Here is a 7,453-nt window from a genome sequence, read left to right as displayed (position 1 = left end):
TTTCTTCGTACCAGGTACCGTTCGCCGCGACCTTGAAACGCGACTCCATGTCGGGGACTTGCTTGATGCAGACGAGAATGTTCATCTTCTTTCCTCCGGGTTGTTAAGATCTTTTTTTCGCCACCCGCGCGCTGCGCTTGCTCAAGGCACCAAGATCACCAAGAGAATCTTTTCCGGTTTTCTGTTTCTTGGTGTTCTTGGTGTCTTGGTGGCCTGTTTCTGGGTTCAGCTCTCGATCCGTTCCGCCAGCAACTCCAGCAGATCCTTCGGCTGCAGGGTTTCATCCAGTTCGGCACCCTTGATGCCGTCTTCAAACATGGTCATGCAGAACGGACAGCTGGAGACCAGCGTCCCGGTGCCGGTTTCGGCGGCCATCCGGGCGCGTTTCTGGTTGATACGTTCGCCGAGTTTCTCTTCAGCGAGAATCCGTCCGCCGCCGGCACCGCAGCAGAAGCTCTCGGTACGGTTCTTTTCCATCTCAGTCAGCTTCGCTCCGGCGGCCGCCAGCAGGCGGCGCGGGGCATCGTAGAGGTCATTGTAGCGGCCGAGGTAGCAGGAGTCGTGGTAGGTGCAGTCGAGACTTTCCGCCTTGAGCTTGAGTTTACCTTCATCCAGCAGTTTGGCCAGCAAGGTATTGGCATGTTCGACGGGCAGTTCGAGACCGAGATCACGGTAGTCCTTGGCCAGGGTGTTGAAGCAGTGCGGACAGGCGGTGACGATTCGACCGGCGCCGGTCGCCTGCAGCTGTTCGATATTCTCGACCGCCAGCATCTGGTAGAGGTATTCGTTGCCGAGCTTGCGCACCGGTTCGCCACAACATTTTTCTTCCTTGCCGAGAATACCGACCTTGATACCGGCGGCGGACAGCAACTGGATAAAGCTCCTGGCGATCTTCTGGTTGCGCTTGTCAAAGGAAGCGTAGCAGCCGACAAAGTAGAGAATATCGGCCTTTTCTCCCTTGCTGAAGTCAGCAATTTCCAACCCTTCGGCCCAATCCGCCCGGGCCGCCGGCGCCATTCCAAGGGGATTGCCGTTGACTTCGGTCTGCTCCACGGCCTTCTGCACCTCTTCGCCGGGAAACTCTCCCTCCATCAACACCAGGTTGCGGCGCATGCCGACGATCTTGGTCACATGCTCGATAGTCGCCGGGCAGATCTCCTGGCAGGCACGACAGGTGGTGCAGCTCCAGAGCACGTCATTGGTCACGGTTTCGACCAGGTTGGCCTCGGGGTCGCTCTGCAGGCCGGCGACGCTGACTTCATTGATCTGGTTGACCACCTTCATCGGCGACAGGGGCTTGTCGGTGTTCCAAGCCGGGCAGCGGTCCTGGCAGCGCTTGCAATACGTACAGGCGTCGCCGTCGAAGATATCTTTCCAGGTGAGATCGGCGACGGTGGCGACGCCGAAACTCTCGGCTTCTTCGTCTTCAAGATCGAGGGTCGACAGATTTCCCCGAGGACCGAGATCGCGGAAGAAGACGTTGGCCGGAGTCAGCAGCAGGTGACGAAAACGGGTGAAGGGGATGGCACAGAAAAAACCGAGCACCAGGGCGAAGTGAAACCACCACAATCCAAGATGCAGCGAACGCTGGGCCGCCTCACCCATGCCGGCAAAGAACTGGGCGCAGAACAGTCCGACCGGCGACCACCAGGAGAGACTGGTGCCGAGCTCGGTGGCGGCCATGCGCGTCCCTTCCAGCAGGAAGCCGGTCACCAGGATCAGCAGCAGCAGAACCAGCATCAGGGCATTGTCGGAGACGGTCGGCAGATCCTTCGGGCGGACGACATAGCGGCGTACGGCGAGGCCGAGCAGCATGATGATGCCAACCAGTCCGGCAAGATCGAGAACGATGGAGAAGAGCAGGTAGAAGCTGCCCTTGAGAAAACGGATGCCGAACAGCGGATGCAGAATGTCGGCCTGCAGAAAGACCAGGGTGGTGCCGATGGTCAGCAGCACGAAGCCGAAGAAAAACAGACCATGAGCGGTGCCCGCCCCCTTGACGCGCAACACCCGAGCCTGCAACAGGACATCGCGCAATACGCCCTTGAGACGCTCGCCGCGTTGGTCGGTTCGATCCAGGGATTGTCCCTGGCGGTAGATTGCCAGACGCTTGCGAAGCCCCCATACCAGCACGCCGATAGCGGCCGCCACCAGCAGATACATCGGGATCATCACCGAGTGGCCGACATTCCAGTAAATTTCGCGAGTCAGTTCCATCTGTTCCATCCTGTTACCTGAATCCGTGAGTTCCTGTTGGATGGAGAGTGCACGTACCTGGCCCGGTTGGGATTCCCAAAAATCTGAAGCGCACCCACAGGTTCGCTGGTGATTTTTGGGAAGCTTAGACAGGTCAATGACGTGTGCTGTCCACCAACAAGGGACTCACTGGTTCAGGTGTTACGCCTGCTGCAGTGCAAGGGAAAGCAGCAAGGAAGATACCAACCACCGCCGCCCCCTTGCGGCCGCGGACAAACCTTTATTTCTTGTTTAATTCCGGAAACTTGAGCAGTTGTTACCGTTTTCGCCGGACTGTTCTGTTCCGTGACAGCTTATCACTTCCGTTTACACTCGCCGACGCGATCAGCGCGGCAGCAGACCGTTGCACACCAGGTCGGCATAGACCTCGGCAATCCCGTCGAGGGTCAACTCCCCTTCCGTCCGGAACCAGGTCGCGACCCCGGCGCATATCTTGATCACCGCCCGGGTGATGAGCTTGGTATCGGTGACACGCCAGCCTTCCCGCTCCCGCCCGGCGGCCAGGATATCCTCGATAATGCGCTGGTAACGATCCCGCTTGGCGACAACTTCACGGTAGTTCGCAGGCTCCAGGTTGCGCAGCTCATCATCGGTGATGTAGGTGCGGTCGGATCCGGCAACCACGTACTCGATATGAAAACGCATCATCCGCCGCAGCCGCTGCGACGGCGTCTCCGCACCTTCGAGACACGCCGTCAACTGGGTGATCATGTCGCTCATCGTGTCATCCATCACCTGGAAAAGGATCTCCTGCTTCGAGGAGAAATGGTGATAGATGCTTCCCCCCTGGATACCGGCCCGGGACGCGAGCTCCCGCAGATTGGCGGCCAGATAGCCTTTTTCACGAAAAAGACGGGCCGCTTCCTGAAGGATGACTTCCCGCCGGGACAAGGCTTCAGACATAGACTCAGACTCTCCTGACAAACCTAACGTTTGTTAGGCAGGTTATCAAACAGGGTTTTTCTGTCAAGGATTTTTTCCGGCGGGAATTTGATGGCAACCCGCCGGAAACCGGCAACGGCAATCGAATGCGCCCCCGAGGGAGGGAAATTCAGACTGGACGGAGAGGGATGAAAAAGCTACCCTGTTCTCCGTTCATCTGAATCAATGGGTTCATTCAACCTGTTTCATGACTTCCGGGGGGGGGAAATGGGAACGATTGCCGACCATGGCAACTGCCGCGAAACATGTCTGCCCGCGATCATTGCCAGCCTCATCGTTTTTCTGCTGCTGTCGGTCCTGACAGGATGCTCTCCACCGAAAAACAAACCCCGCTACATCTGGCCCGTCCCTCCCGAACAGGCGCGTGTCGAATATCTGCAGACCATCTACCGCCCGGAAGATCTGCAACTGCAGCCTGACTCGCTGAGCAAAGCCCTGCTCGGCAGACAGGAGCCTCTCTTCCAGACCCCTTTCGACCTGCTGACCGACCGCCGGGGACGGCTGGTTGTCAGCGATTCAAGAGCCGGCCTGCTCTGGGTTCTGACCCGCAGAGGGAAAGTCACATCCTTGCCAGCCAACGGAAAACGCCTGCATCTTCCGCTCGGCATTGCCGAGGACTCCGACGGCCGTCTTTACGTCGCTGAAGGGACAGAAAAAAGGATTACCGTTCTGAATCCCGCCGGGGAAATCGAGCGCCGCATCGGTGAAGATATCTTCAGCGGCAACCCGTCCTTCCTGGCGATTGCCAGGCATCGCAAGCTGCTCTACGCCAGCGATACCCGCAACCACCAGGTCCTGGTTTTCACCTGTGGAGGAGAATACCTGCGAACCATCGGCACCCCCGGCACCGGGCCAGGCGAACTTGCGGCTCCGCAGGGCCTGGCAGTGAACAACAAGGGGGAACTGCTGGTCGCCGACATGCTCAATTCCAGGCTCTCGGTGTTCGGCCCCGATGGCGGGTTCCGACGAACTATTCCCTTTACCGGCTGGGAAGCCTATTACTTCAATTCTCCCAAGGGGATTACGATCGGCAGCGACGGAACCCTCTGGATCACCGATCAACGGGTCGGCGCCCTGGTGGCTTACAGCCGCGAGGAAAAACCGGAGATGGTGATCGGCGCGGGACACATGAGCGCTCACCCCATGGCGTTTGTCGCTCCTTCCGGCGTGAGCGTCACTTCTAACGGTTCGCTCTGGATCGCTGATATTCTGATGCGGCGGTTAAGCCACTGGCAGCAACTGACACCGTCCTACCTGGCCGTCCATCCTTTCGATGAAGCAACCCGACGACGACTGGCAGCCTACGGCAGACACCCAAGGCAGGCATCCAGGGAATAAGATTTGCAAAGACCAATGTTCGTTTTTTTATCCGCCATGGCGGAAATAATGCGTAACCCGCTGATCCACAACCCAAAAAGCAGAGAGGACGTCTTGCGGCGCGGCAGAGCCGACCGGCCATTTTACCCATAAACCATGCCGTGAAATCACGGCGGCATTCAAAAAAAGGAGGGGGAATCATGACGACGGGAAAGCCGGTCTTTCACGGCAGTGGACCAGTTTTCACAATCCTTATCGCAATCCTGCTGCTGGGTCTTTCAAATCCGGCCGGGGCTCTCAACATCGCCGGGTCCAAGCATGATCTCACCGGTGTGATTCCGGGACTGACCGATATCTGCCGGGCCTGCCACGGCGGCGCCCACAACTGGCTGCCCGGCGCCAATGGTTTCGGCAGAATCCCGCGCTATGTCACCCAGGTCTATTCCAGCAATACCCTCGATCACACCATCGACCTGAGCTACATCAACACCATGCCCTCCGACGCGCCGCTCTGTCTCAGCTGTCACGACGGCAGCCTGGCGGACCAGACCGAATACAGCTACCTGAAACCCCTGCAGGGAACAAAAGCCGATCTCGGGACCGACCTCTCCAACGACCATCCGGTCGGTTTCCGCTTTGACGCGACCCTTGACAAGGGCATCAAGGATCCTGTCATCGCCAGGGTTCACTTCGGGTCAACCGGAGATGCCATGTGGTGCAGTTCCTGCCACGAGGTCCACGATCCGGCCAATGTCCCCTTCCTGGTCATGAGCAACGCCAACAGCGCGCTCTGCAAGGACTGTCATATCAAGTAAAGCCAATCTCAGGTTTTCAGTTCCGCCGGCAGAATCCGGGGATTTTCCGCGGAACCGGGATCCCGCCTTGACTGCCTGAGATTGAAAGAGAAAAAGATCACCAGGCCGACCAGGGCGACACCATGCCACCACCAGGGGAGCGGCCACAACAGGCCGGCAGCGAGGCCGAGGGCGACCAGCCGCAACAGGGGGTTGAGGCGGGCCTCCATGTGCCCCTGCAGCGCGGCGGTAAAGGCGTAGAGACCGAACAGGGCGAAGAAAAAGATCAGAAAATCCTGCCCCCAGGAACCGCCGATAAAGGGCGTGTAAGCGAACAGCAGCGGTACCACGTAAAGCCCCTTGGCGATCTTCCATGACTGCAGGCCGGTGGCCATTGGCTTGGTTCCGGCGATCGCCGCCCCGGTGAAGGCAGCCAGGGCAACCGGCGGGGTGACGTTGGAATCCTGACTCAGCCAGAAGATGATCAGGTGGGCCGAGAGCAGGGCGAAGGTCAGCACATCCTTGCTCAGCACCGCTTCACGCACCATGCTCGCCATGTCGATCGGTACCGCATCGACGATTGCCCGGGCCGCGGCATGAGTCATCGGATTGCCGATTTCGGCCAGGTGTTCGGGGGTGGCGACCATGAACAGGGCCCGGGCCGCCTCCGGGATCTGGCCGTTGGCCAAAGCGTCGACCAGCATGCCGTCGGCGATCAGACCGTGCAGCGCCGGCGCCGACAGGGTACCGAGAACGATATAGGCGGCGGTCACCGGCAACCCCATCCCCAGCACCAGGGAGGCCAGGGCGATCAGACCGATGGCGATCACCAGGCTGTGCCCAGCCCATTCGGTAATCATCAACGAAAAGGTATTGCCGATCCCGGCGGTGGCGATGACATTGACGATCAGGCCAACGCTGCACAGCAGGATCGCTGTCATCACCATGTTCCGTGCCCCCAGGGCCAGGGCCTCGACAATCGCCCGCGGCCCCATGCGGTTGGTGCTGAACCAGGAGGCGACCACCACCGAGATGATGCTGATTCCGGCGGCGTAGGTGGGGGTGAAGCCATAGATCAGCAGACCGATCAGCACGCCGATCGGCAACAGGAAGACCACGCCGCCCTTCTTGAGAATCTCCAGCGCCGAAACCTTTTCATCATCGATGGCGGTGACGAAGTTGCGCTTGGCCTCGATGCGGACAAAGAAGGCCACGGTGGCGAAGTAGAGGATCGCCGGCAGGATGCTGACCAGGACGATGGTATTGTAGGAGATCTGGGTATAGGTCGCCATGACGAAAGCCCCCGCTCCCATGATCGGCGGCATCAGCTGTCCCCCGGTCGAAGCCGCCGCCTCGACACCGGCGGCGAATTTTGCGGGGAAGCCGGCACGCTTCATCAGCGGAATGGTGATCACCCCGGTCGAAGCGGTATTGGCCACCGCCGAACCGGAAATGGTGCCCATCAGCCCCGAAGCCATCACCGCCACCAGTCCGGGCCCGCCGACAAAGCGGCCGGCCACCGACCGCGCCAGGTCGATGACAAACTCCCCGGCCCCTGAACGGAGCAGAAAAGCACCGAACAGGATAAACATGAAGACGTAGGTTGACGAGATCCGGGCGATGGTGCCGAACAGGGCGTCATCACCATAGATACTGCGAAAGAGAATGGTTTCCGGGCTGAGCCCGGCGAACTTGAAGACCCCGCCGATCAACCCGCCCCACCAGCCGACATAGGTCAGGGCGATGATGATCAGCACCGGAATGAACCACCCGGCCACCCGGCGGGTGAATTCGAGGGCGCAGAGGATCAGCACGATTCCGGCGACCCACTCCGACGGCAACAGGCTCACGCCCCGGTCGTAGATCGCGTCCTCGCGGGCGATCAGAAAGATCGCCGAGCCCGCCGCGGCCAGGCCGAGCAGGGCATCGAGGACCCGCCAGCCGACCGCCCCCCCTTTGCGTAACGGATAAACCACCGCCGCGATCAGGGCGAAGCCGGCAAAATGCAGCGCATTCTGCCACAGGGTCGGCAGCACCGAAAAGACATTGAACCAGATATGCAGCAGGGAAACAGCCACCCCCAGCACCAGCAGCAGGCCGGCGTGCAGGGGATGAACTTCGGGTTCGGAGGTGGTCATGGTCTT

At 59.9% G+C, this 7,453-nt stretch carries 5 protein-coding genes and 1 pseudogene; 2 read left to right on the top strand and 4 right to left on the bottom strand.

What is annotated here, in order from left to right:
- From B5V00_RS17615 to B5V00_RS13980, 3 genes and pseudogenes are all read right to left on the bottom strand, one after another.
- A pseudogene (locus B5V00_RS17615) lies at positions 1–85 on the bottom strand (electron transfer flavoprotein subunit beta/FixA family protein); the annotation flags it as partial.
- Between the two features lie 140 nt (positions 86–225).
- Entirely contained in the window at positions 226–2,217 is a 1,992-nt protein-coding gene (locus tag B5V00_RS13985; RefSeq protein WP_085011438.1) for a (Fe-S)-binding protein, read from the bottom strand.
- Between the two features lie 363 nt (positions 2,218–2,580).
- Positions 2,581–3,159 (bottom strand): TetR/AcrR family transcriptional regulator, encoded by a 579-nt coding sequence (locus tag B5V00_RS13980; RefSeq protein ID WP_085011435.1) that lies wholly within the window; start codon positions 3,157–3,159, stop codon positions 2,581–2,583.
- 246 nt (positions 3,160–3,405) lie between these two features.
- On the opposite strand from B5V00_RS13980, the gene B5V00_RS13975 reads away from it, so the two are divergent.
- Complete coding sequence (locus tag B5V00_RS13975; RefSeq protein WP_172399764.1) at positions 3,406–4,536, top strand: 6-bladed beta-propeller; 1,131 nt, start codon at positions 3,406–3,408, stop codon at positions 4,534–4,536.
- 179 nt (positions 4,537–4,715) lie between these two features.
- The gene (locus tag B5V00_RS13970; RefSeq protein ID WP_085011433.1) at positions 4,716–5,330 is read left to right on the top strand and encodes a cytochrome c3 family protein; all 615 of its coding nucleotides are present in this window, start codon (positions 4,716–4,718) and stop codon (positions 5,328–5,330) included.
- An 8-nt stretch (positions 5,331–5,338) separates the two neighbouring features.
- Here B5V00_RS13970 and B5V00_RS13965 read toward each other — a convergent pair whose 3' ends face one another.
- A complete protein-coding gene (locus tag B5V00_RS13965; protein ID WP_085011432.1) occupies positions 5,339–7,447 on the bottom strand; it encodes a TRAP transporter permease in 2,109 nt (702 codons plus the stop codon).
- Positions 7,448–7,453: the final 6 nt, after the last annotated feature.

Origin of the sequence: Geothermobacter hydrogeniphilus (genome assembly GCF_002093115.1) — a bacterium.
GTDB classification, from domain to species: domain Bacteria; phylum Desulfobacterota; class Desulfuromonadia; order Desulfuromonadales; family Geothermobacteraceae; genus Geothermobacter_A; species Geothermobacter_A hydrogeniphilus.
This window is presented reverse-complemented; position numbering and strand designations above follow the sequence as displayed.